This window comes from Nocardia sp. NPDC046763, from assembly GCF_040645495.1.
Lineage (GTDB): Bacteria > Actinomycetota > Actinomycetes > Mycobacteriales > Mycobacteriaceae > Nocardia.
On the sequence record NZ_JBEYYI010000008.1, the window covers coordinates 205,730 to 228,776 of the forward strand.

20 protein-coding genes are annotated in these 23,047 nt (G+C 68.0%); 12 read left to right on the forward strand and 8 right to left on the reverse strand.

Going from position 1 to position 23,047, the window contains the following annotated elements; translation table 11 throughout:
* Positions 1-30 precede the first annotated feature (30 nt).
* From ABZ909_RS16170 to ABZ909_RS16185, 4 genes are all read right to left on the reverse strand, one after another.
* On the reverse strand, positions 31-213 hold the full coding sequence (locus ABZ909_RS16170; protein WP_356999748.1) for a hypothetical protein: 183 nt from the start codon (positions 211-213) through the stop codon (positions 31-33).
* A complete protein-coding gene (locus ABZ909_RS16175) occupies positions 197-1,057 on the reverse strand; it encodes a mechanosensitive ion channel family protein (protein ID WP_356999750.1) in 861 nt (286 codons plus the stop codon). The genes ABZ909_RS16170 and ABZ909_RS16175 overlap by 17 nt, the downstream gene beginning before the upstream one ends.
* Positions 1,058-1,208: 151 nt before the next feature.
* Positions 1,209-2,327, reverse strand: coding sequence for a peptide chain release factor 2 (gene prfB / locus ABZ909_RS16180; protein WP_356999753.1), 1,119 nt, complete (start codon positions 2,325-2,327; stop codon positions 1,209-1,211).
* 102 nt (positions 2,328-2,429) lie between these two features.
* A complete protein-coding gene (locus tag ABZ909_RS16185; RefSeq protein WP_356999756.1) occupies positions 2,430-3,287 on the reverse strand; it encodes a helix-turn-helix transcriptional regulator in 858 nt (285 codons plus the stop codon).
* Between the two features lie 144 nt (positions 3,288-3,431).
* On the opposite strand from ABZ909_RS16185, the gene ABZ909_RS16190 reads away from it, so the two are divergent.
* Together ABZ909_RS16190 and hisN are read left to right on the forward strand one after the other, a co-directional pair.
* Entirely contained in the window at positions 3,432-4,028 is a 597-nt protein-coding gene (locus ABZ909_RS16190; RefSeq protein ID WP_356999758.1) for an NAD(P)H-dependent oxidoreductase, read from the forward strand.
* Positions 4,029-4,143: 115 nt separating this feature from the next.
* On the forward strand, positions 4,144-4,929 hold the full coding sequence (hisN, locus tag ABZ909_RS16195) for a histidinol-phosphatase (RefSeq protein WP_356999761.1): 786 nt from the start codon (positions 4,144-4,146) through the stop codon (positions 4,927-4,929).
* Positions 4,930-4,950: 21 nt separating this feature from the next.
* Here hisN and ABZ909_RS16200 read toward each other — a convergent pair whose 3' ends face one another.
* Both ABZ909_RS16200 and ABZ909_RS16205 read right to left on the reverse strand, forming a co-directional pair.
* On the reverse strand, positions 4,951-6,414 hold the full coding sequence (locus tag ABZ909_RS16200; protein ID WP_356999763.1) for a glycosyltransferase family 39 protein: 1,464 nt from the start codon (positions 6,412-6,414) through the stop codon (positions 4,951-4,953).
* Between the two features lie 125 nt (positions 6,415-6,539).
* Positions 6,540-6,788 carry a hypothetical protein gene (locus tag ABZ909_RS16205; protein ID WP_356999765.1) on the reverse strand — a complete coding sequence of 83 codons (249 nt, stop codon included), beginning with the start codon at positions 6,786-6,788 and terminating at the stop codon, positions 6,540-6,542.
* A 240-nt stretch (positions 6,789-7,028) separates the two neighbouring features.
* Here ABZ909_RS16205 and ABZ909_RS16210 point away from each other — a divergent pair, with 240 nt between their 5' ends.
* The 3 genes from ABZ909_RS16210 (at position 7,029) to ABZ909_RS16220 (ending at position 10,924) form a co-directional block, all read left to right on the forward strand.
* A complete protein-coding gene (locus ABZ909_RS16210; protein WP_356999768.1) occupies positions 7,029-8,411 on the forward strand; it encodes an acyl-CoA dehydrogenase family protein in 1,383 nt (460 codons plus the stop codon).
* Positions 8,412-8,488: 77 nt separating this feature from the next.
* Positions 8,489-9,724, forward strand: a complete 1,236-nt coding sequence (locus ABZ909_RS16215; protein WP_356999770.1) for an acyl-CoA dehydrogenase family protein — start codon at positions 8,489-8,491, stop codon at positions 9,722-9,724.
* Between the two features lie 231 nt (positions 9,725-9,955).
* Positions 9,956-10,924, forward strand: coding sequence for a serine hydrolase (locus ABZ909_RS16220; protein ID WP_356999772.1), 969 nt, complete (start codon positions 9,956-9,958; stop codon positions 10,922-10,924).
* Between the two features lie 20 nt (positions 10,925-10,944).
* On the opposite strand, the gene ABZ909_RS16225 is transcribed toward ABZ909_RS16220, so the two are convergent.
* Positions 10,945-11,751, reverse strand: coding sequence for an SDR family oxidoreductase (locus tag ABZ909_RS16225; RefSeq protein WP_356999775.1), 807 nt, complete (start codon positions 11,749-11,751; stop codon positions 10,945-10,947).
* 164 nt (positions 11,752-11,915) lie between these two features.
* Here ABZ909_RS16225 and ABZ909_RS16230 point away from each other — a divergent pair, with 164 nt between their 5' ends.
* The 6 genes from ABZ909_RS16230 (at position 11,916) to ABZ909_RS16255 (ending at position 19,861) form a co-directional block, all read left to right on the forward strand.
* Positions 11,916-12,752, forward strand: coding sequence for an SDR family NAD(P)-dependent oxidoreductase (locus ABZ909_RS16230; RefSeq protein ID WP_356999778.1), 837 nt, complete (start codon positions 11,916-11,918; stop codon positions 12,750-12,752).
* A 352-nt stretch (positions 12,753-13,104) separates the two neighbouring features.
* Complete coding sequence (locus ABZ909_RS16235) at positions 13,105-14,766, forward strand: acyl-CoA synthetase (protein WP_356999780.1); 1,662 nt, start codon at positions 13,105-13,107, stop codon at positions 14,764-14,766.
* 206 nt (positions 14,767-14,972) lie between these two features.
* The gene (locus tag ABZ909_RS16240; protein WP_356999783.1) at positions 14,973-16,634 is read left to right on the forward strand and encodes an acyl-CoA synthetase; all 1,662 of its coding nucleotides are present in this window, start codon (positions 14,973-14,975) and stop codon (positions 16,632-16,634) included.
* Between the two features lie 77 nt (positions 16,635-16,711).
* Entirely contained in the window at positions 16,712-17,287 is a 576-nt protein-coding gene (locus ABZ909_RS16245) for a hypothetical protein (RefSeq protein WP_356999785.1), read from the forward strand.
* A gap of 241 nt (positions 17,288-17,528) precedes the next feature.
* Positions 17,529-19,004 (forward strand): PepSY-associated TM helix domain-containing protein, encoded by a 1,476-nt coding sequence (locus tag ABZ909_RS16250; protein ID WP_356999787.1) that lies wholly within the window; start codon positions 17,529-17,531, stop codon positions 19,002-19,004.
* A gap of 134 nt (positions 19,005-19,138) precedes the next feature.
* On the forward strand, positions 19,139-19,861 hold the full coding sequence (locus ABZ909_RS16255; protein WP_356999789.1) for a hypothetical protein: 723 nt from the start codon (positions 19,139-19,141) through the stop codon (positions 19,859-19,861).
* A 190-nt stretch (positions 19,862-20,051) separates the two neighbouring features.
* Here ABZ909_RS16255 and galK read toward each other — a convergent pair whose 3' ends face one another.
* Positions 20,052-21,179, reverse strand: coding sequence for a galactokinase (gene galK / locus ABZ909_RS16260; protein ID WP_356999792.1), 1,128 nt, complete (start codon positions 21,177-21,179; stop codon positions 20,052-20,054).
* Between the two features lie 271 nt (positions 21,180-21,450).
* Between galK and ABZ909_RS16265 the strand changes: the two genes are divergently transcribed.
* Entirely contained in the window at positions 21,451-22,971 is a 1,521-nt protein-coding gene (locus ABZ909_RS16265; RefSeq protein ID WP_356999794.1) for a GGDEF domain-containing protein, read from the forward strand.
* Positions 22,972-23,047 lie beyond the last annotated feature (76 nt).

The window sequence follows — 23,047 nt, forward strand, 5'->3', positions numbered from 1 at the left end:
CGCGGCCGACTACACCGCGCGGACTCGGGCTCAGCGGCCAGTGTGCCCGGCAGTGTTTGGCAGATAGTTGCTGAGCATGGTGTTCACGATCGGCGGGGTGCTGTTGGTCTCGTGTTCGGCGGGCTTGACGAAGATGTACAGAATGAATGTTGCTACCCACACGGCCATCAGGATCGCCGTGGACTTACGCATTCTCTTAATCAGCACCGACACTGAGACCCTCCCGGCGCAACGCGGCGGCCACTCGCACCCGCAGCTCGCGCCCGACTTCGAACTGTTTGCCCGGTAGCGTCCGGGCCACCATCTTGATGTTCATCTGGTTGACGGTGAGATCTTCGACACCCATGACACTCGGCTCATCCAGCAGCAGCGCTTTGAGCTTGCGATCGGCGAAGGCCTTGGCCCCCACCTCGCGCAGGATCTCGTTGACCTTGTTGATGTCGGCGGTGGCGGGAACGGGCACGTCGATGGCGGCGCGCGCCCAATCCTTCGACAGGTTGGTCACTTTCACGATCTGACCGTTCGGGACGGTTATCACTTCGCCGTCGGCGCTACGCAGCGTCGTGATGCGCAGCGTGACGTCCTCGACCGTACCCTCGGCCTCGGTCGAATTGCCAGTGACCGCGATGCGCACGACATCGCCGAAGCCGTACTGCCTTTCGGTGATCAGGAAGAATCCGGCGAGCAGGTCCTGCACTATCCGCTGCGCCCCGAAACCCAGGGCGGCCCCGAGCACCGCGGCCGGGGCGACCAGTCCACCGAGCTCGAAACCCAAGCGCCGCAATACTTCCAGCGACACCAGGAAGTAGACGATGGACAGCACCACCCAGGTGATGACCTGCGCCAACGCATGCCGGTGCTTGGCAGCCTCGGACCGCACCAGCGAATCGCTGCTGCGGAAGCCGGCGTCGATCTTGCGAGTGATGTGGTCGCGCACGAAGGTCGCGGCGCGACTGAACAACATGGCGCCGACGACCAGCAGCACGATCTCGAGACCGCTGGACCGCAGCCAGTTCCCGAGATCGGCTCCGGTGCCCGCGGCGAGAACTGTGCCCATTTTTCCTCCGCTTCGCTCCGGCGATTCGCGGCCCTCGTAACCCCGGTCTTCTCTCCTCCGCTCCTCCGCTTCGGCGACCAGGCGGCGGTCTATCAAGCCGCAGTCCAGACCGGGGCGGGCCGCGAACACCGAAGTGAGCCGCCAACAATGGTTAGTTTGTCGTCTGCTCCCGCATGCGCCAGCGGATGCCGGATTCGATGAAAGCATCGATGTCGCCGTCGAGCACCGCGGAGGGATTGTTGACCTCGTAACCGGTGCGGAGATCTTTGACCATCTGGTACGGGTGCAGCACGTAGGAGCGCATCTGGTTACCCCAGGACGCGCCCTCGTTGGTCTTGAGCGCGTCCATCTGGGCGCGTTCTTCCTGGCGCTTGCGTTCGAGCAGCTTGGCCTGCAGCACCCGCATGGCCGAAATCTTGTTCTGCAGCTGCGATTTCTCGTTCTGACAGGTGACGACGATGCCGGTCGGGATGTGGGTGAGGCGGACCGCGGAGTCGGTGGTGTTGACCGACTGGCCACCGGGGCCGGACGAACGGTAGACGTCGACCCGGACCTCGTTCTCGGGAATCTCGATGTGGTCGGTGGTCTCGACCACCGGCAGCACCTCGACCTCGGCGAAGGAGGTCTGGCGACGACCCTGGTTGTCGAACGGGCTGATGCGGACCAACCGGTGCGTACCCATTTCCACCGATAGCGTGCCGTACGCGTAGGGCGTCTTGACCGCGAAGGTCGCCGACTTGATGCCCGCCTCTTCCGCATATGACGTGTCGTAGATCTCGACCGCGTACTTGTGGCCCTCGGCCCAGCGGACATACATGCGCATGAGCATCTGCGCCCAATCCGCGGCGTCCACGCCACCCGCACCGGAGCGAATATTGACCAGCGCCTCACGCTTGTCGTACTCGCCCGACAGCAGGGTCCGGACTTCCATGGCCTCGACATCGGCGTGCAGGCTGGCCCGCTCCGAATCGGCGTCGGCGAGCGCAGCCGTGCGATCCGCACCCTCTTCCGCCTCGGCGAGCTCATAGAGCACGGGCAGATCCTCGAGCCGCTGGCGGAGGTCGCGCACCCGGCGCAGTTCACTCTGTGCGTGGGAGAGCTGACTGGTCACGCTCTGCGCGTGCTCCTGGTTGTTCCACAGCTCCGGGTCGGCCGCCTGGTGTTCCAGCTCGTCGATGCGGCGAGCCAGCTCGTCGATGTCGAGCACCGACTCGATGGTCTTCAGAGTCGTGTCGAGTTCGGCCAGATCAGCGGAGACGTCAGGATGCACGATGTTCAAATCTACTACCCCGCCGCTCCCCCGCCTCCCCGAGGCTTTAGCGGACGGCTGAGTGCCGTAGACGCTGATGCCATCGAGCGCTATATCGGCAAATCACCCGGCGACGGCGCGCAGCCCTCCTGGGCGGCGGCCGACGAGACGGTCCAGGGCGGTGGCGGTGGCGTCGTCGGCGGGTAGGTAGACCATGAGGAATTGGTCGTCGTCGGCCGAGAGGTGCAGGGTTTCGTAGGCCAGGCGCAGCGGACCCGCCTCGGGGTGGGTGAGACGGCCGACGCCATTGGTATCGGGAAGGCCGGGGAGCGTGTCCAGGCGGCGGGTGAATTCGGGGCCGACGGTGGCGGCCAGTTCATCCATGAGGGCATTGACGTGGGGATCGGCGCGGCCGGGGCCCTGTTTGAGGGTGGCGACCACTTTGTCGGCCTTGTGTTCCCAGTCCGGGTAGGCGTCGCGGGCGCGCGGGTCGGACAGGACGTAGCGGGCATAACTGCCGGGCAGACCGCCGTCGAGCAGGCCGATCGGGCCGAACAGCGCACGGTAGCCGTCGGTCACCGCGAGGATCTCGCTGAGCCGGTTCATGACCGCCGCGGGCGCGGGTTCGAGTTGATCCAGCATGGCCTGCACGGCCGGGCGGATGCGGCGGTTGGGCCCGGAACCGCCGCGGCAGTTGAAGTTCGGATCCCCAGCCTTGGCGAAATTGAGCAGGTGCACCCGTTGCGCCGGGGTCAATCGCAGCGCGTCGGCCAGCGCGATCAGCACGGGCGCGGACGGGCGCCGGTCGCGGCCCTGCTCCAGCCGGGTCAGGTACTCGACGGAAACTCCTGCGAGTGTGGCCAATTCGGCGCGGCGTAGGCCGGGTGTGCGGCGGCGCGGCCCCGTCGGCAGGCCCACTTCGGCGGGAGTGACCGCTTCGCGGCGCAGCCGCAGGAACAGGCCCAGCTCGTTCTCGCTCACGTATTCGACGCTAGCAACGGGCGCGGTTCTTATCGTGTCCCTGCCACTACCACCCTCAGCGTGGTCTCCCTAGCGCTCGGCCGGGCTCGCAGAGTTGATCTCGAGCGGCCGACCGGTCGCGGCGAATCTCGAAGGAGACCCACAATGACCAGCACGACTCTGCGCCTCGCGGTGATCATCGGCAGCGTCCGGGAAGGGCGCTTCGGGCCGGTGGTAGCGAACTGGTTCGCTGGGCAGGCCCGCGCTCATGGCGCGTTCGAGATCGACCTCATCGACCTGGCGGACTACGACCTGCCGCACGCGCTGCCCGCGGTGTCACCGCTCATGGAGCCGAACCCGGTTCGCCCCGGCAGGGGCGACGAGCTGGCCGGGCGCCTCGCTGCCGCAGACGCATTCGTGGTCGTCACGCCCGATATCAATCGCAGTTTCCCGGCCTCGCTGAAGACCGCGATCGATTGGCACTTCACGCAGTGGGATCGCAAAACGGTCGGATTCGTCGGCTACGGCGGAAGCACCGGCGGCCTGCTCGCCATCGAATCCCTGCGCAACGTCTTCAACGAGCTCAACGCCCACACCGCCCGCACCACCGTCATCTTCCCCCGCTACTTCCTGCACTTCGGCCCCGACGGCGCGCTCAACGAACCCGCCGAATTCGAGCAGTCGGCCAGCCGTCTCCTCGACCAACTCCACTGGTGGGCAACCGCCCTCACGACCGCCCGTCACGAAGCCGTTCCCGCGTAGTTCATCGAGGCACACCATGGAGGGGAATCCGGGCAAATCCCCTCACCGTTGCGCCACTCGGCGTTGGGGGCGGGGGACATCCACCGTTAACTGGGAGGGACTAACGTGCTGGGGCGTGACCGGATACTCCGCTGACCTGGAACTCGCGCTGAAGCTGGCCGACGCGGCCGATGTGATCACCCGTGAGCGGTTCGGGGCGCTCGATTTGAAGATCGATTCCAAGCCGGATCTGACGCCGGTGTCGGATGCGGATCTGGCGGTCGAGCGGACGCTGCGGGAGATCCTCGCCGCCGAGCGGCCGGGGGACCTGGTGCTCGGTGAGGAATTCGGCGGAGACGTCGAATTCAGCGGCCGGCAGTGGGTCATCGACCCGATCGACGGGACCAAGAACTTCGTGCGCGGGGTGCCGGTGTGGGCCTCGCTCATCTCGCTGCTCGAGGACGGCGTGCCGGTGGTAGGCGTGGTGAGCGCGCCGGCGCTGGCGCGGCGCTGGTGGGCGGCGACCGGTCACGGCGCATGGAGCAGTTTCGAGCGGGGCGAGCCCCGGGCCATCTCGGTGTCGGCGGTGGCCGAGCTGGGTGCGGCCAGCCTCGCGATCTCCAGCCTGTCGGGCTGGCGGGCCATCGGGCGCCGGGCCAAGCTCATCGCGCTCACCGACGAGGTGTGGCGGGTGCGCGGGTACGGCGACTTCTTCGGGTACACGCTGCTCGCCGAGGGCGCGGTCGACATCGTCACCGAGCCCGAACTGTCGCTGTGGGATATGGCGGCGCTGGACATTCTCATCCGCGAGGCAGGCGGCACCTTCACGGCGCTGGACGGCAGGCCGGGGCCGCACGGCGGGAGCGCGGTGGCGACCAACTCGCATCTGCAGGACCAGGTGCTGGCGGCCCTGCAGGCCTGACACCGGCCGGAGGTCCGAGCCTCAGCCGAGTTGCCGTATGGCGGGCCACATCTCGGACCAGGGGCGGCGGGGTGTGCGGCACAGGATGATCGCGCGCCCCTGCTCGATATTGCGGATGTCCAGGCCATTGTCCGAGCGGCCCAATGGTTCCGGGTCCAGACAGAAGCGGCTCACCCGGTCGGCGGGCATGCCGATGACGAGCACCGCGTGCGCGCCCGGCGGCGGGCCCCACCACCAGTACGCGTTGTGCCCGCTGTGCGGGGTCGGCAGGTGGTAGCGTCCGCCGAACTGTTCGAGGGCGGCCGCCTCACCGTAGTTGGCGGTGAGGATGTCGGCGTCGGGCGCGGAATATGCTCGGACATCGGCGATCTGCGCGGTGAACTGCGGCCAGCCGACCGTCTCCCCCGCCTCCTTGTTGATCGCGAGCAGAGCCGACGGGTCCCGCAGGGCGGACATCGGAAGCACGGGCAGGAAGACCACCGCCGAGAACACCGCATTGAGCGCGATGACGAAAGTCAGTGCGGCAAGCCGTATCCGATGCCCGCTCAGCCGCGACTCCAGTCCGACGGCGCCCGCGGCCACGAGCAATGGATACATCCCGCCGAGGTAGTACGCCTTGCCCACCATGACCAGGTAGCCGACGAACAGCATCGCGTAGGCGACGGCGAACGCCCGGTAGCGCCGCCACAGCCACCACAGTCCGAACGCCCACAGTGGCACCAGCAGCACGCCGATCAGCCCGAATTGCAGGAGCACGAACCCGATTCGCGAATTCGAGCTGCCCGAGGAGCCGCCCGCGATGGCCCGGCTCAACGCCCACTGCGGCCAGCCGTTGCGCGCCTGCCACACCACGTAGGGCGCGCTGATCACCGCCGCGATAACCAGCGCGAGCGGGAAATACCTGGTGGCGAATACTTCTCGCGGTCCGACCAGGAGCAGCGAGAAGGCCAGCGCGGCAAGGGGAACCACGATCAGGGCCTTGTTCTGCACCCCGATTCCGGCCAGCGCGCCGATCGCGAGCCACCAGCGCGGATCGGCATCCGGCCGCAGCAGATGCAGGACCAGCAGCATCAGTACAGACCACACCGCAAGATCGATGTCCGCGGTACTGAGAGTGTGCCCGGCCCCGGCCACCACGGCCGCCGACGCCATGGTCCCGGCCGCGACCGCCTGCGCCACCCGGCCGCCGCCGAGTTCGCGGGCGGCGAGTCCGGCGCAGATCACCACGGTGGTGGCCGCCAGCGTCGCCGGAAGACGCAGCAGCAGCGCGGAATTCGGATCGATGGCCGACATCGCGCGGGCCAGCAGTGGCACCAGCGGCGGCTGATCGGGATATCCCCAGTCCAATCGCCGTCCCGCGGCCAGAAAGTAGAGCTCATCGCGGTGGTACCCGTACCGTCCGGAGAGCGCGGTGAGCAGCGCCGCGAAAATTCCGGCGATCCAGTAGGTTTCGCCACCCGAGGCATTGACCGGCCGTTCGCGCATCCCTCGCATCGTCGCATCTCCGGGGCGGCCGGGCCACCGGTGCCGGGGTACCCGGCGCGGGCTGCGGTCCCGCCACCGGGCGCGTTGCTACGCTCTGCTATTCAGCGTCGCTACGCCGTTGCCTCTCAGCCGAGCGGGACGCAGACCGAGCCGAAGTCGAGGAACGGGCCGCCGGGGGCAGCGGAGCCCACACCGACCGAACCGAGTCCGAGCTCGGTGCCGACACCGCTGATGCAGCCACCCGTGCCGGATCCGGTGCCCGAACCGGTGATGCCCACATCGACCGGCTGCAGCTGCACGTCGGCGCTGGCGTTGGGGGCGGCGAGGAAGAGACCGGCGGCAATGATGCCCGCCGTTCCGAGCGCGATCTTCATATGTACGAACCTCCATCAGGAGCGAGTTATGCGCCGACACACTAGCCCACCTGGCGTCCTTCTGAAGCGTATTTGTTTCACTAGATCCGAGCGATAACCGCCGGTAAGTTCGAACCACTGCCCTGACCTGCCGATTCGACAATCCTCGACGCCAGTTCTTACTCTGAAGTAAGATAGTCTTACTCAGGAGTAAGATTGCTGGGCAGGATCACCCACCTCCTCGATAGAAAACTGGTGATTATGAGCACTCGAGACACCGCAACGAAGCGGGATACCTCCGCCGTTGGCCTCAACCCGGTCAAACGCGACTGGATGGGCGCGGCGATGCGGGTCATGACGACCATCACGGGATCGGAGCTGGCGGAGAAGTACAAGCTGCGCAAGCCGATCGAACGAATCACCTACGAGGGCACCAAGACCGGGTTCCGTACCCTGGGCGCGGCGACCCGGGTGTTCGAGAAGGTCGCCGGCGGTGGCGCTCCGAAGCGGCTGCCCGCCAACGAGTCTCGCAAGAAGGACTACTTCGACCTCACCCCGACCGACGAGCAGCAGATGATCGTCGAGACGGTGCGCGACTTCGCCGGCGAGATCCTGCGCCCGGCCGCGCACGAGGCCGACAATGCCGCCAAGGCCCCGCGCGACCTGCTCGAGCGCGCCGCCGAGCTGGGCATCACCCTGATCAACGTGCCCGAGGAGCTCGAGGGCGCCGCGTCCGAGCGGGGCGCGGTTACCAATTCGATGGTGGCCGAGGCGCTTTCGTACGGCGACATGGGCCTGGCGCTGCCGATCCTGGCGCCCAGCGGTGTCGCGATCGCGCTGTCGCAGTGGGGTACCGACGCGCAGCAGCAGACCTACCTGGGCGCCTTCACGGGTGAGAATGTGCCGCAGGCCTCGGTCGTCATCGCCGAGCCGCAGGCCCTCTTCGATCCGTTCACGCTGAAGACCAAGGCCACCCGCTCCCCCAGCGGTTTCCGCCTCAACGGCGTGAAGACCCTGGTCCCGGCCGCGGGTGACGCCGAGCTGTTCATCGTCGCCGCCGAGCTGGACGGCCGTCCCACCTTCTTCATCGTCGAGTCCGGCACCGACGGTGTGGTGATCGAGGCGGACCCGAGCATGGGTATGCGCGCCGCGGGCCTGGGCCGGCTGGTGCTGAACAATGTGGCTGTGCCCGCCGCCGCCCTGCTGGGCGACTCGGAGGGCGCGCAGCGCGCCGAGGAGTACGCCGACGCCGTGCGGCTGGCCCGCCTGGGCTGGGCCTCGCTGGCCATCGGCACCGGTCAGGCCGTGCTGGACTACGTGATTCCGTATGTGAAGGAGCGCGAGGCGTTCGGTGAGCCGATCGCGCACCGCCAGGCGGTCGCGTTCATGGTCGCCAATATGGCGATCGAGCTGGACGGTCTTCGTCTCGTGACGCTGCGGGGTGCGTCGCGCGCGGAGCAGGGGCTGTCCTTCGCCCGCGAGGCGGCGCTGGCCAAGAAGCTGGCCACCGACAAGGGCATGCAGATCGGCCTCGACGGTGTGCAGCTGCTCGGCGGCCACGGTTTCACCAAGGAGCACCCGGTCGAGCGCTGGTACCGCGATCTGCGCGGCGTCGGCGTGGCCGAAGGCATCGTCCTCATCTGAGCCCGCCTCGTCCCGGCCGCCACCCTCGATCGAGACGCTGCGCGACGCGGGACCGAACCTCAACGGAGAGACCACTCATGATCAATCTCGAACTCCCCAAGAAGCTGCGGGCCAGCGCCAACCAGGCCCACCAGGTCGCGCAGGAGATCTTCCGTCCCGCGTCGCGCAAGTACGACCTGGCCGAGCACGAATACCCGGTCGAGCTGGACACCATGGCCGCCATGGTCGAGGGCCTGTCCGACTCCGGCTCGGCCGACGTCTCCGGCGCCACCGGTGGCCGCAAGGCCGGTGAGAAGACCGCGGGTGATGCGCACGCCACCGAGCTGCTCGGAAACACCAATGGCGGCAACATGTCCGCGCTGATGAACGCGCTGGAGACCTCGTGGGGCGATGTCGGCCTCATGCTGTCGATCCCCTATCAGGGTCTCGGCAACGCCGCCATCGCGGCGGTCGCCACCGATGAGCAGCTGTCGCGTTTCGGCAAGGTGTGGGCCGCCATGGCCATCACCGAGCCGTCCTTCGGCTCCGACTCCGCGGCCGTGTCCACCACCGCGGTGCTCGACGGCGACGAGTGGGTGCTCAACGGCACCAAGATCTTCGTGACCGCCGGTTCGCGCGCCACCCACATCGTGGTGTGGGCGACCGTCGACAAGTCGCTGGGCCGTGCGGCCATCAAGTCGTTCGTGGTGCCGCGGGATGCCAAGGGCCTCACCGTGTCCCGCCTCGAGCACAAGCTGGGCATCAAGGCCTCCGATACCGCCGAGCTCCGCCTCGAGGACTGCCGCATCCCCAAGGACAACATCCTGGGCTCGCCGGAGGTCAATGTGGAGAAGGGTTTCGCGGGCGTCATGCAGACGTTCGACAACACCCGCCCGTTGGTCGCCGGCATGGCCGTCGGCGTCGGCCGCGCCGCCCTCGAGGAGCTCCGCACCGTCCTCACCGACGCGGGCATCGAGATCTCCTACGACAAGCCGGCCAACAACCAGCACGCCGCCGCCGCGGAATTCCTCCGCCTGGAGGCCGACTGGGAAGCCGCCTACCTGCTGTCGCTGCGCGCGGCGTGGATGGCCGACAACAAGAAGCCCAATTCCCTCGAGGCTTCCATGTCCAAGGCCAAGGCCGGCCGCATGGGCACCGACGTCACCCTCAAGGCCGTCGAACTCGCCGGCACCACGGGTTACTCCCAGCGCACCCTCCTGGAAAAGTGGGCCCGCGACTCGAAGATCCTCGACATCTTCGAAGGCACCCAGCAGATCCAGCAGCTCATCGTGGCCCGCCGCGTGCTGGGGCTGTCAAGCGACAAGCTGAAGTAGTAAGCGCCACAACCAAAAACCCGGTGCGGGCCGCATTCTGGCCCGCACCGGGTTTCTCGATTTCGGATGCCGTGATCCGCGTCGGGTCAGATTCCGAGCGCCTTCAGCAGGCTGCCGATAACACGCGAGGGTCGCGGTGAAAGTGGCACGACGAGCTGTCGAAATGGCTGCAAGCTGGGAGTATTGGAGCTGCAGTTGCCGAAATGTGATCTACACGGATAGGTTTCGCCGGTGCGTGGATTCAGTAGGCGGATGCTATTGGGGGCCGGCGCTATTGCTGCTGGAGGGATGATGCGGGCGGGGACGGCGCGGGCGGGGGTGCCGGTGGTGGGGCCGGCATTCGATGCGCAGTATCGGGCGATCACGAAGGTGGCCGGGGGGCGGTGGCATTGCCTGGTCAGTGATTTGGGGTCGGGGAAGCCGGTTCCGGTGGTGGAGGAGGATGCGGACTTCGTCATCGAGGGGGCCAGTGTGCAGAAGCTGGCGGTGATGACCGCCCTGATGAGTGAGGTGGATGCGGGGCGGATCAAGTTGTCCGACACCACGACTCTCGATGCCGATATGGTGGCCGAGGGCAGCGGACTGTATTTGAATCAGGCGGCGTTCGGGGATCAGCTCACCGTGGCGAATCTGCTGACCACGATGTTGCAGGTTTCGGATAACACGGCGGTGCGGCTGATGTCGCGGTTCGTGTCGGGGGAACAGATCAACGCGACGTTGGATCGGCTGGGGTTCAAGGAGACCCGGGTGGTGCCGTTGCCCGGGGAGAGCCGGTTCTATCTGGGGAATACGACGGCCCGGGAGAACAACGATCTGCTGTTCCGGCTGGCGTCGGGGACGTTGTTGTCGAAGGAGTCGACGCAGGCGGTGCTGCGGATCATGACGTGGTCGGCGGTGGGGTACACCGACGGGATCCGGCGCAACATGTCCTCGGATGAGCGGGCTCGCTTCGCCACCAAACACGGTGCGTCCGAAGACAAGCGGCACGATACGGGAATTATGTTCGATGCGGCGGGGGCGCCGCTGGTGGTGTTCTCGTTCTTTGCCGATCAGGCGCCGGACGCGGACAACTACGGAGCTACGAATCCGGTGGTGGAGGCGCATGCCACCCTGGGGCGGGCGCTGTTCGACACCTATACGCATCTGTCGCCGCTGCAGTCGTTCATCGATCCGAAGAGGATCGCCTCGGGCGGGCGCTGAACGCCGAGAAGGCGGAAGCGTCAGCCCGCCAGCAGGTTTCGCATGGCGGTGAAGACCTCCGAGGCGCCGCCCAGGGACCAGCCGCCGTCGACGGGAATGACCGCGCCGTTGACGTAGGAGGCCAGCGGGGACGCCAGCCAGAGGCAGCAGTCGGCGATCTCCTGGGCGGTGCCGTAGCGGCCCATGGGAACGGATTTGGCCACGACATCGGCAAGTTCGGGGGTGGGGGCCAGCCGCGACATGCCCTCGGTGTCCTCGATGGGCCCGGGCACCACGGCGTTGACGCGGATGCCCGCGGGCGCCCACTCGATGGCCGCGACCTTGGTGAGCATGTCCACGCCCGCCTTGGCTGCGCAGGCGTGGGCCTGGAACGTCATGGGAATGGTCGACTGCGGCGCGGAGATGGTGATGACCGAGGCCCCGGGCGTACGTAGGTGCTCGCGGGCGGCGCGCAGGACATTGAAGGTGCCCTTCAGGTCGATGTCCACGACCGCGCCGAAGGCCCGCGCCGACATGGATTCCGTTGCGGCGGGGAAGTTCCCGGCCGCACCCGACACCAGCACGTCCAGCTCCCCGAGCTCGGTGCAGGTCGCGGCGAGGCCCTCGGCGACCGCCTCGTAGTCGCGCACGTCCGCGGCGAAGCCCAGGGCGGTGACCCCGCATTCACCGAGCGAGTCGACCGCCGCCCGCACCTTGTCCGGCGTACGCGAGAGCACCGCCACCGAGGCCCCCGCCAGCGCGAAGGCCCGAGCCACAACGAGATTGATGCCGCTGGTACCGCCCGCTACGAAGACCGTCCGGCCGGAGAAATCGAAGAGGTCGCTCATCTTCTGATTCTGCGGCGATCAGCACGAGAATTGGTTCGGATCTGCCCAAACCCTCAGTCGCGGAACCATCTTCCGGTCCGGCGCATGACATCCCGGCCAACGGCGGGCAAGCTGGTCATCGACCCCGATCAGGGCAAAGCCGGATCAAGTAGCAAAGGATCGACATGAGTACAGAAGACCCGCGCCGCTGGCTGATCACCGGAGCGAACAGCGGTTTCGGCGCGGCCTTCACCACGGCCGTGCTGGCCGCCGGGGACGAGGTGGTGGCCGCGGTGCGCCGCCCCGAGACCATGGCGGACGTGGTTGCCGCGCACCCGGACCGGGTGCAGGTGGTGACCCTGGACGTGCGCGACCCGGCCGCTGCCGAGCGGGCGGTGAAGGAGGCCGGGCGGATCGACGTCCTGGTCAACAATGCGGGCTACGGCATCGTCGGCGCGATCGAGGAGACCACCGAGGCCGATCTGCGTGACGCCATGGAGGTCATGTTCTTCGGCCCGCTGCGGCTGACCCAGCTGGTCCTCCCCCAGATGCGCGAGCGCCACGCGGGCGCCATCGTCCAGCTGACCAGTATGGGCGGGTTCCTGTCCTTCGCGGGCGTGGGCGCCTACAGCGCCGCCAAGGGTGCGCTGGAGCTGGCCAGTGAAGCCCTTGCCGCCGAGGTGAATCCGCTCGGCATCCAGGTGCTGATCGTCGAACCCGGGGAATTCCGAACCGGTTTCGCCAAGCCCGCCGCCCTCACCATCGGTTCCGCCATCCCGGACTACGCCGGCACCGTGGGCGCCATCCGCGACGGCCTGCCCGCCTCCGACCAACAGCAGCAGGGCGATCCCGGCAAGGCCGCGGCCGCGGTCCTCGCGGTGGTCGGCCAGGCGGACGCCCCGCTGCGGCTGCCCCTGGGCCCGGACGCGGTCGGCGCCATCCGCGGCAAGCTGGCCACCGTCGCCGCCGAGCTGGACGCCACCGCCCACCTGGGCCTGACCACCGGCTTCGACGAGGTCTGAGCCCCGATACGCGAACAGCCCGCCGAGCGGTCGGCGGGCTGTTCGCGTGAGCGCCGGATTACAGCGTGGCCAGCGACGCGCTTCCAGTGCTCATGATGGAGACGATGTTGGCGAGCGCAGCGAGCAATTCCATGGGAGTACCTCATCGGTTCGGGGAAGGGGAACCCGCAGCCTGGGCGACCTGGGTTACGGGCGAGCAATCAATAGGTGAACACCGTAGGGCGATTCGCTCAGAGTTGCCGTGTGTCTGTTGTGACCGAATTTGTGTAACGGCCGTCACAGGCCGCTGTTACGGTGACGCTACCGCCCTCGGGTCCGGGCGGTGGGCGGCTCGTCAACGGAGGTGGTCCGCATGGCCTCGGTTCTGCATTCGGCTCGGCAGCGCATGGCGCACACCGGTGAGGCGCTCAAGGGCCTGCGGCGTTTGCGGGAGCTGGGGTTGAGCGATCCCACCGATCCGGTGGGGACGGTCCGATTGCTCAGGGACGCCAGGGTTTTCGGGCCACCGGCGACTGCGGTCCGGCGCGCGGCACGCCTGTTCGGGGACCGGCCGGCCCTCGCGGACGAGCGGGGTGAGCTCACCTACCGGGAGCTGGACGAGCAGTCGAACGCGCTGGCGCGCGGTTTGCAGCGCAACGGCGTCAAACCCGGGACCGTGGTGGGCGTGCTGGCCCGCGATCACCGGGGTCTCGTGCTGACCATGGCGGCACTGGGCAAACTCGGCGCGCGGCTGGCACTGATGAACACCGGATTCGCCAAACCGCAGTTCGCCCAGGTCTGTGAGCGCGAGAACGTGCGATTCGTATTGCACGACAGCGAATTCCTCGGCCTGCTCGACGCCCTGCCCGAAAATCTTCCGCGCGTGCTGACCTGGGTCGACGAGGGCACCGAAATACCCTCCGGCGCAAAAACTCTGGACGAGCTCATCGCCGCGAACGCACCGACGCCGCTGCCCGCGCCGAAGCAGCCCGGCGGCTTCATCATCCTCACCTCGGGCACCACCGGCCTGCCCAAGGGCGCCCCGCGCGAGCGCACCGGACCGCTGTCGACGGTACAGATGGTGGACCGCATCGACTTTCCGCGGCAGGGCACGATGGTCATCGTCTCCCCCATCTTCCACTCCACCGGGTTCGCGACCTGGCTGACCGCGTGCGCCTTCGGCAACAAGGTGGTGATGGCACGCCGCTTCGACGCCGAGCGGACGCTGCGCCTGATCGCCGAGCACCGCGCCGACATGCTGGTCGCGGTGCCGACCATGCTGCATCGAATGGTGGAGCTGGACAAGGAGATTCGCCAGCAGTACGACACCTCCTCGCTGACCGGGATCGTGCTGGCCGGTTCGGCGCTGTCGCCGGAGCTGTCGGTGCGCACGACCGAGGTGTTCGGGCCGGTGCTCTACAACCTCTACGGCTCCACCGAATGCGCGATCGCCTCGGTCGCCCGGCCGGAGGACCTGGCCCTTGCGCCGGGGACGGCGGGACGGGCGCCGCTGACCTGCGAGGTGGCGCTCTTCGATGACGACGGGCAGCGCGTCCTCGCCAAGCACGTGACCGGCCGTGTCTTCATCCGCTCGGGCTCGCCGTTCAAGGGCTACACCGATGGGCGGACGAAGGAGGTCATCGACGGATACATGTCCAGCGGCGATGTCGGGCACTTCGACGATCGCGGGCTGCTGTTCATCGACGGCCGCGACGACGACATGATCGTCTCCGGCGGCGAGAACGTCTTCCCCCAGGAGGTCGAGAACCTGCTGCTGGAGCGCCCCGACGTGTTCGATGCGGCCGTGGTCGGCGTGGACGATGTCGAATTCGGTAAACGCCTGCGCGCGTTCATCGTTCCTGAGCCCGGCGCGAAGCTCGCGCCCGAGGAGATCAAGACCCATGTGAAGAACAATCTGGCCCGCTACAAGGTACCGCGGGACGTCTTCTTCCTCGACGATCTGCCGCGCAATGCCACCGGCAAACTGTTGCGCCGGGTCCTCGTGGAGTACGAGCCGCCCGTCACGAGTCGGTAGGCGACACAGCGCCAATGGCGCCCGCGACACGACGGCAATCCTGGGATCCCCACCACGAGCTGCACGGTTTATTCGTAACCGCGAGTAGCGGAGACCTCGGCCACACCCCGGCTGCCTGCGCTTGCTAGGGTTAGCACCGCACTGGATCTCGATGTTGCGGTCCGTCGGCCGACTCGTCCGGCGGGGGATCGCGGAAGGTTGTACCCATGTCACTTGCCCTTCCATCGGCTGGCACGGTTCTACGCAAGGCCGGCGATACGGCGCTCAGCGTCAATGCCATGGTCCGAGGGGGACTCTTCAATCCGCTGCGCCCTGATCACGCGGTGCGCTCGGCGCTCAATGTGCTGAAGTTCGGTCCGTTCGCGGGCGCGGTCGTGCATGCGGCCAACACCAATCCCAAGTCCGCGGCCATTGTCGACGAGCAGGGTGAGCTGACCTTCGAGCAGCTCGACCAGCAGTCCAATGCCTTCGCGCGCGGCCTCGCCGCCCAGGGCCTGGGCCCCGGCGACGTGATCGGCGTGCTGGCCCGCGACCACCGCGGCATGGTGCTGAGCCTGGTCGCCGCCGGCAAGCTGGGTGTGCGCGCGGTGCTGATGAACACCGGCTTCGCCAAGCCGCAGTTCACCGATGTGGCCGCCCGCGAGAACGTCAAGGCGGTGCTGCACGACAGCGAGTTCTTCGATCTCATGTCGGCCATCCCGGCGGAGATTCCCCGCATCCTGACCTGGGTCGACGAGAAGGACGATGCCGACCCGTCGATTCCGACCATCGAGTCGGTGGCGGCCGGGCAGTCCACCGCGGCGCTGACCCCGCCGGAGAAGCCGGGCGGCATGGTCATCCTGACCTCGGGCACCACCGGCACCCCCAAGGGCGCGCCGCGCGACAAGGTCAGCCCGTTCATCACGGCCCAGTTCCTGGATCGAATCCCGTTGCCGCGCAACAGCACCGTGGTGATGGCCGCCCCGATCTTCCACGCCACCGGCCTGTCGCAGTTCACGCTGTCGATCGCGCTGGGTAACCGGGTGGTGTTCCAGCAGCGCCGCTTCGATCCCGAACGCACGCTGGCCAATATCCAGAAGTTCCGCGCGCAGGGTCTGACCGTGGTCCCGACCATGCTGCAGCGCATTCTGGACCTGCCGGAAGAGACGCTGGCGAAGTACAACCCGGCGGAGACCCTGAAGGTCGTCTTCGCCGCCGGCTCGGCCATCCCGCCGGACGTCGTCACCCGCACCCTCGACTACTTCGGCGAGACCCTCTACAACGTGTACGGCTCCACCGAGTGCGCGGTCATGACCGTGGCCACCCCGTCGGAACTGCGCAAGGCCCCGACCACCGCGGGCAAGGCGCCGGTCGGCATCCGCGTCGCGCTCTACGACGAGAACCGCAGGCGCATCTCCGCGCCCAACGTGACCGGCACGATCTTCATCGAGAACGGGCACTCGTTCAAGCAGTACACCGACGGCCGCACCAAGGAGTATGTGGACGGCCTCATGTCCTCCGGCGATGTCGGCCACTTCGACACCGACGGGCTGCTGTTCATCGACGGCCGCGACGACGACATGATCGTCTCCGGCGGCGAGAACGTCTTCCCGCAGGAGGTCGAGAACCTGCTGTCCAACCGCCACGACATCCTGGAGGCGGCGGTCGTCGGCGTCGACGACCGCGACTTCGGAAAGCGCCTGCGCGCCATCGTGGTTCCGGGGCCCGACTCCAAGCGGGACGTGCAGGAGATCAAGGACTACGTGAAGGAGAACCTGGCGCGCTACAAGGTGCCGCGCGAGGTGATCTTCGTCGATGAGCTGCCGCGCAATGCCACCGGAAAGCTGCTGCGCAAGCCACTGATCGAGATGGACGTCACGGAGAATTAGCCAAAGCCGTTCGCACCCCGCCGGTTAACGGCAGGGTACGAGCAGGGGGCGAGATCAGCCCTGGCTATTATCAGCGCGTGACCATCGAATCCGGCCGCTCTACAGCGCATTCCCGCAGCGATGCTGCGGTATTGCGCGGTGGGGCGGCCGGTTCGGTATCCGGGGCGCTCGCGGTGGCCGCGCACGGCTGGATCTCGGGGGCCGCGCCCCTGGAGTCCGGTCCGCTGACGCTGCTGGTCGCCGCCTCGGCGGCGGTAGGCGCGGTGGTCGCGAGCGTGCACACGCTGCGCACCACGGCGCTGGGACTGTTGGTCGCGCTGATCGGCGGGCAATTCCTGGGTCATTTCAGCATGATGTGGGGCTCGCCGGGCAGCATGCACCACCACCATCACAATGCCTCGATGTGGAGTCCTGCCATGCTGGCCGCGCACATCGTGGCGGCGTGCGCAGCCGCCGTGGTCATTCTGGGCGCGGAGGCGGCCTATCGGATCGGCACCACGGTGCTGTCCCGGGCGCTGCCGCTGCCGATTTCACTGCCGGTGCTCACCGGGCAGCCGCTGCTGCCCATCCCGCACCGGGACCTGGTCGTACTGCGCATCTTCGCGGCCGACGTATTCCGCACTCGCGGACCGCCCGCACTCGTTCGAGGCTGATTCCCTTCTTCTCACACCCGGGCACACGGACTTTCGCGTCGTGTGACTTCGCTGTACGCCCGCGGCCGTCGCGGTGGCGTCATGCGCGTCCGGGCATCCCCATGACCGCTGTGCGCACGCGGTGGCAGTCGCGTGCGCACCATGAGGGGGTCATGGTGTGCCCTGACATGCGTCGCCTCGACGTGTTCGCTCCCCGGTACCGCGTGTCCCCGGGTGTTCCCTCGAACCCGAAAGATCGCTGGTGACAATCACTGACAGCGGTGTCGATACGACACCGCCGCCCTCCCATACCCGGACGACGGAGCCGCCGCAGTCCGGGCGGCCACCGAAACGCGGCGCGGGCAATGCCTTTCAGGCGCTCATGCTGCGACTGCACTTCTATGCCGGCGTCTTCGTGGCGCCGTTCATCCTGATCGCGGCCGTGACCGGTGCGCTGTACGCGATCTCGCCGACGCTGGAGACCATCACCTCCAGCGGCCTGCTGCACACCGATTCGACCGGGCCGGCCAAGCCATTGCGGGAGCAGGTCGCCGCCGGGCAGGCGGCCGAGCCGAACCTGGCACTGGTGGCGGTGGCCCCGGGACAGCACGCCGGTGAGACCACGCGCGTGCTCTTCAGCGATCCGTCGCTGGGCGAATCCGAGCGGCGGGCGGTGTTCGTCGACCCGGTGACCGCACAGCCGGTGGGCGACAGCGTCGTCTACGGCAGCTCGGGCGCGCTGCCCATGCGCACCTGGATCGACCAGCTGCACAAGGATCTGCACCTGGGCACGTTCGGCCGCTACTACAGCGAGATCGCGGCCTCCTGGCTGTGGCTGGTGGCGCTGGCCGGGCTGGCGCTCTGGTACCGGCGGGTGCGGGCGCGGCGCGAGAAGCGTTCGGCCGGTTGGCTGCTGCGGCCGGATCGGTCGCAGCCGCGAGCCCGGACACTGAATTGGCATGCGGTGGTGGGTGTCTGGATCCTGCCGGTGCTCCTGTTGCTGTCGGTCACCGGTATGACCTGGTCGAAGTACGCGGGTGAGAACGTCACCCAGCTGCGGCAGGCGATGAGCTGGACCACGCCTGCGGTGAGCGCCAAGCTGCCCGGGACGACCGGTCCGGCCATGTCCGCGGGCGGTGAACACGATCACCACGGTGGCGGTGCGGCCGTGGCCATGCCTCCCGCCGACAAGGCGGCGCTGGTCGACACCGTGTACGGCGTCGCCCGGGCCAATGGCCTGACCGGGCCCCTGGAGATCGGCATTCCGGCCGAGGGGGGCATGGCCTTCGTGGCGCAGGAGTTGCGCCGCCCCGGCCAGTACACCCGTGATGCCATCGCGGTGGACGGCCTGACCGGCAATGTCACCGACAAGCTGCCGTACTCCGATTGGCCGCTCATGGCCAAGCTCACCAACTGGGGCATCCAGTTCCACATGGGCCTGATGTTCGGCCTGGCCAATCAGCTGTTGCTGCTGGTCATCATGGCCGGGCTGGTCACGGTGATCGTGCGCGGCTACCTCATGTGGTGGCGGCGCCGCCCGACCAAGGAGTCGAGGCTCGGCGCGGGCAAGGCCCCGCGCCGGGCACTGGCGCAGACCCCGCTGATCGTTCTGGCGCCGTTGGCAGCGGCCGCCGCGGTGGTCGGCTGGTTCGCCCCCATGATCGGCATTCCGCTGCTGGGCTTCCTGGTGATCGACGTGCTGGTGGGTGTGGGAGCCCGCCTGCGCGCCACCGCCTAGTTCACGAGAACCGCTGAGCGACACGGCCTCCGGGCCGTGCCGCCGGCCGGTCACATCCTTTCGCGACTCACGCGCATAGCAGAGCCGCGCCATTCGTGCGGACCCTGACCCGCACTGACGAGAGACGAAACCTCATGAAGCTTAACAAGTTCGCCGTGTCCGCCGCCCTCGTGACGACCGCGCTCGGGGTCACCGCCGGAACCGTGAACGCCGCACCCGCCCAGTCCGACGCGGGTGTCATCAACTACACCGCCACCACCGGCGAGAGGGACCTGACCATCCGCACGGATGCCGGGTCGCTGGTGGTGGACAACGGTGTGCTGAGGATCGAGGCCGCCGACGGGACCACGGTCGCAGGCACCGAATTGTCGTTCCGGTTGGACGATTTCGTCTTCCCGATCGCCGCCGATATCCACGACCGCGTCGCCACGCTCACCCCGCAGTTCGACGCCGCGCACGCGATGTACCGGCCGGTCGCGCTGCCCTTCGAGAACAGCGCCCCCTGGAAGTCGGACTACGAGCGGGAACAGGCCGCCTGGAGCCGCATGACCAGCACCCTCTCCATGGGCGCCACCGTCGGCACCCTGGCCGGCGGCCTCGGCGGTGCCGCTCTCGGCTGCCTACTGGGCGCCGTCGGAGCCGCCGGCCTGGTCGCCCTCGGCTCCGCAGGCGTGCTCGCCGCCATGTTCGTCCCGCTCCTCGGCGCAGGCGGCACGGGCTGCCTCATCGGCGCAGCCGCCGTAGGCTTCCTCGGCACCATCGCCGGTCAGCTCTTCGTCACCGCCCCGGTAGCCATCGCCGCCGCAGTCCAGTACTTCACAACCATCACCCAGCCGTCGATCACGGCCGCAAAGTAACCCGAAACCCGTTGCCGCCGACCGATCCACCGTCTTCACGATCGGCCGGCGGCACCGCGCTACGGTTTCGCCGCCGCAATGAACAGCGCGTTGCCCGGCGGAGGGTTACCGCTCGAGTCCGGCCGTACGTGGATCCTGTTACGGCGGAAAGCCTCCAACGACGAGTTGGATGTACAGCGCGGTCGGCCTCTTACACGACGTCGGGTCCAGGAAGGCGGTGGGCGCCGGCGGAGGGGGCCACCGTGTAGTCGCGGGGCGGGGGGAATCCCTTGGTGGCGAAGGATTCTCGGATGGCCGTGACAATGGTGGGGGTGTCGTCGCGGTCGGTGAGGGCGAGGATGCTGCCGCCGAAGCCGGCGCCGGTCATGCGGGCGCCGTGGGCGCCGGCGGTCAGGGCCGTCTCTACGGCGATGTTCAGGGGTGGGGAGGAGACTTCGAAGTCGTCGCGGAGGGATTGGTGGGCGGCGGTGAGGAGGGGGGCGATGGCGCGAGGGTCGGCGCCTGTGCGCAATTGTTCGGCTATTTGCAGAACACGGGCGTTTTCGGTGATCACGTGGCGGGCGCGGCGGCGGAGGAGCGGGTCGGTGAGGCGGTCGGCTTCGGCGGCGAAGGGGATGTCGCGGAGGGCGGGGACGCCCAGTTGGGCTGCGGCGGCGGCACATTCGGCGCGGCGGGCGGCGTAGTCGCTGTCCACCAGGCGGTGGGGGATGCCGGTGTCGATGATGAGCAGCGTCAGGCCGAAGGCGGCCAGGTCGAAGGGGATTTGTTCGGTGGCTCCCGTGCGGGTGTCGAGGAAGAGGAGGTGGCCCGGGATACAGAGGAGAGAAGCGGACTGGTCGAGGGTGCCGGTGGGTACACCGGCGTAGACGTTTTCGGCGGTGCGGGCGATGTCGATGAGCTCGGTGTCGGTGGTGGTGGGGGCGAACAGGTCCCGCAGGGCGATGGCGACCGAACAGGACAGGGCGGCCGAGGAGGACAGGCCCGCGCCGATCGGGACGGTGCCGTCGAGGTCGAGGTGGACGCCGGACACCTCGTGGCCACCGCGCTCGAATTCGCGGATGACGCCGAGCGGGTAGCGCGACCAGGCGGGGAATTCGGACCAGCCGCCGGCGCCGAGGGCGGCCGTGGTGGTATCGACGGAGTCACCGGGCGCCTGCCGGGATCTCACCTGCACCACACCGCCCGGTCCGGCCGCCGCGGTGCAGGTGACACCCAGCGGCAGGGCCATTGGCAGCACGTAGCCGTCGTTGTAGTCGGTGTGCTCACCGATGAGATTCACCCGGCCCGGGGCCCACCAGCGTCCCGCCGTCGATTCCACTTCCGGCTCCTGTTCACAGGGTCGCGCAGGCCGTACGGTTCGATTCGCTGGGGAGCATAACGAGTCTCGCGGAAAGCGGTCCTACGGGTTCGCCGAACTCCGCTCCGGAGCGGCCGTTTTCATGTCATGATCGGTTCGGTTGCCCAGATAGTGGCAGCGCCTTTCTCTACCGGGCACTCTGCCACCGCTGCGCGGGACCTATGCTCGTACCGCAACACTCGGTTGATGATCGGCGGTGTCTTTTCGAGTACTGCTCGGACAAGGGGGGCTGGTGGGAACGGACGCACAACCGGCCGAACGGTCTGGTCCGCGCTTCAAAATCTGCTGGCGCACCGCGCTGTTCATCGGTGGCGTACTCATTCTCGGCCTGCCCATGGTGGTCAGTACCCGCGCGGTGGCCCTGGGCACCCTGTTCGTGTCGGTGGCCATCAGCCTCACCATGATCGGTCTCGGCGTGCGCAGGTACAGCCCCCGCCATCCCCTGCCCTGGTATCTGCTGTCCGCGTCCGCCGTGCAATTCGCCATCGGCACCGGGCTGCGCCACATCTCCGAATCGCAGCGCCACCCCTTCGACGATCTGTTCACCCTCAGCGGGTACTGCTGCGTCGGCGTGGCCGCGGTGCTGTGGCTGCGCCCGCGGCAGAACAGCGCCGATCATGATCTGCTACTGGACTCCGGGCTGATCGGCCTGGGCGCGCTGCTGCTGTCGTGGACATTCCTCATCTCACCGGTGCTGCACATGACGCACCACACCCACTTCACCACCATCACCTCGGTCGCGGATCCGATCGTGGATGCCCTGCTGCTCACGGTGATCGTGCACTCGGTGATCACCTCGGCGCGCTCGGAAACCTCGCTGCGTCTGGTGCATCTGGCCATGCTGGTGATTCTGGCCGGTGACCTGGCCTACAACCTGGAGACCGCGGGCTCGGCGGTCTTCGGCCGCCAGATCCAGCTGCTGCCACTGCAACTGGGCTTCACGCTGATCGGCGCGGCCGCCCTGCACCCGAGCATGATGGTCCTCGGCGAGCCGCGCGACATCCATCCGCACCGGTCCCGGCAGCGCGCCAGCATCATCGCCATCGTCATGATCGTGGCCTCGCTGGTGCCGGTGGTGGGCTCCAGCCTCGACACACTCGACCGCGTCGTGGTGTCCTCGCTGTTCGCCCTACTACTAGCGGGCGTACTGCTACGCAGTGAACGCGCCATCGAACGCAGCGCCCGCAGCGAACGGCGCGCGCAGTATCAGGCAGACCACGACATGCTCACCGGACTCCTGAACCGCGCCGCCCTGCTGCGGGCGCTGCATCGTAATCGGGAGCGTTGGGCCGGACAGCCTTTGGCCCTGCTGTTCATCGACCTCGACGGCTTCAAGCGGGTCAACGACAATTACGGTCACGCGGTGGGTGACGAGCTCATCGCCAATGCCGCCGCCCGCATCCGCCGCGTGATCCGCCGCGATGACGCGGCCGCCCGCTACGGCGGCGACGAATTCGTGGTGCTCGCCCCGCTGGCGCAGCAGCAGGCCCGTCAGCTGGCGGAGCGGCTGCTGGCCACCCTGGGGGAACCGTTCGAGCTGAGCGCGGCCGAGGTGCGCATCGCGGCCAGCATCGGAATCGCCTGCACCAAGCCGCGTGAGACCGAGACCACGGTCTACGAGCTACTGCGCGAGGCGGATTCGGCCATGTATCACGCCAAGGAATACTCCCTCGGCTACATCTTCCACGACGACCTGCGCCGCAACCGTCCCGAATCCGGTTCTCGCACCTGGCAGCGCGAATCCGCGGTGTGACCCGGAAGCGGCCCAGCCCCACACGAAAAGGGTTGGGCCACCGGTCCTCGCGCCGGAATTACCCGCGCGGAATCGC

Coding starts and splice junctions, on each gene's coding strand:
- ABZ909_RS16175 (WP_356999750.1), bottom strand. CDS start 1,057: ATGGGCACAGTTCTCGCCGCGGGCACCGGAGCCGATCTCGGGAACTGG.
- ABZ909_RS16190 (WP_356999758.1), top strand. CDS start 3,432: ATGACCAGCACGACTCTGCGCCTCGCGGTGATCATCGGCAGCGTCCGG.
- ABZ909_RS16200 (WP_356999763.1), bottom strand. CDS start 6,414: ATGCGCGAACGGCCGGTCAATGCCTCGGGTGGCGAAACCTACTGGATC.
- ABZ909_RS16205 (WP_356999765.1), bottom strand. CDS start 6,788: ATGAAGATCGCGCTCGGAACGGCGGGCATCATTGCCGCCGGTCTCTTC.
- ABZ909_RS16210 (WP_356999768.1), top strand. CDS start 7,029: ATGAGCACTCGAGACACCGCAACGAAGCGGGATACCTCCGCCGTTGGC.
- ABZ909_RS16215 (WP_356999770.1), top strand. CDS start 8,489: ATGATCAATCTCGAACTCCCCAAGAAGCTGCGGGCCAGCGCCAACCAG.
- ABZ909_RS16225 (WP_356999775.1), bottom strand. CDS start 11,751: ATGAGCGACCTCTTCGATTTCTCCGGCCGGACGGTCTTCGTAGCGGGC.
- ABZ909_RS16230 (WP_356999778.1), top strand. CDS start 11,916: ATGAGTACAGAAGACCCGCGCCGCTGGCTGATCACCGGAGCGAACAGC.
- ABZ909_RS16235 (WP_356999780.1), top strand. CDS start 13,105: ATGGCCTCGGTTCTGCATTCGGCTCGGCAGCGCATGGCGCACACCGGT.
- ABZ909_RS16240 (WP_356999783.1), top strand. CDS start 14,973: ATGTCACTTGCCCTTCCATCGGCTGGCACGGTTCTACGCAAGGCCGGC.
- ABZ909_RS16255 (WP_356999789.1), top strand. CDS start 19,139: ATGAAGCTTAACAAGTTCGCCGTGTCCGCCGCCCTCGTGACGACCGCG.